Raw genomic sequence first — 1,193 nt, forward strand, 5'->3', positions numbered from 1 at the left:
ACCTGACCGGTTACAGCCAGCCCCTCCAGATCGTCCACGCGACCGCGGAGATCCCACTCGCCGTGCACGACCTGCGCGGCCAGGACGCCGAACAGCAGGCACAGACAGGTCTCGACTTTGCTGAGCAACAACGGGCCGACGTGTTCGATCCAGAGGTGGCACCCTTGGTCCGTGCCGCTGTGCACCTGGAGTCGGACGAGTCGTGGCGGCTCACCTTCACCCAGAGTCACGCGATCACCGAGGGCTGGAGTTACCACTCCCTCCTAATGGAAGTCCTGGAGCTCTACAGGGCGATCCGAGACGGCCAGGAGACAGCCGTCCATGAGGGTCCCGGCGTCCGCTACGCCGACTTCATCGCCGCCGAACTGGACTCCCTGAACAACCTGGACGACCAGCGGTACTGGCAGGACATCACCGACACCCACGCCCCCTTCGTCGTCCCCGAGACGTGGGCCGACCAGAAGAACCCTGCGGAGCGCTACCGCGTCCCGGTGCGGTTGGCCGGCATGGAGGACGGACTGCGGACGCTGGCCTCGCGGGCGGGCGCGTCCTTCAAGACGGTGCTGCTGGCCGCACACCTGAAAGTGATGAGCGCCCTCACCACCGAGCGTTCGTTCCACACCGGGATGGTCACCCATGGGCGGCTGGAGGTGCCGGGTGCCGAGCGCGTCCTGGGCATGCACCTCAACACCCTGCCCATACCGCACACCACGGGTGCGGCCCGTACCTGGCGGGAGCTGGTTGAGCAGACGTACGCCCGCGAGACCGAGGCGTGGGCCCATCGGCGCTATCCGCTGCCGGCCATCCAGCGGGACACGGGCATGGGAACGGGCACCGGTCATCGGCTGGTATCCGTGATGTTCGACTACATCGACTTCCACCACGTCGATACCGACCGGATCGACGTCCAGGCCACGCTGATCGACGGCGCGACCGAGTTCGACCTGCACGTCTCCGGCACGGCCGAGGCGGTCAGCATCATTGGTTCGACCGACGTGGTCAGCCTGGCCGACGCCGAACGGCTGGCAGGAATGTTCCGACACGTCCTGGAGTTGATGGTCGCCGACCCCGAAGGCAGCGCCTGCGACAGCGTGTTGCCTGTCGAGGAGATGGGGCGGTTGCTCGGTGAGTGGAATCGTTGTGTCCCTGAGCCGGTCGATGTCTGTGTGCACCAGGCCTTCGAAGCGCAGGCC

1 protein-coding gene is annotated in these 1,193 nt (G+C 66.7%); it reads left to right on the forward strand.

The features are described 5' to 3' along the window. The coding region (locus tag ACZ516_RS33860) for a condensation domain-containing protein (protein ID WP_469013623.1) at positions 1-1,193 on the forward strand (1,193 nt) is incomplete at both ends.

Source organism: Streptomyces sp. NPDC034037 (genome assembly GCF_055575715.1).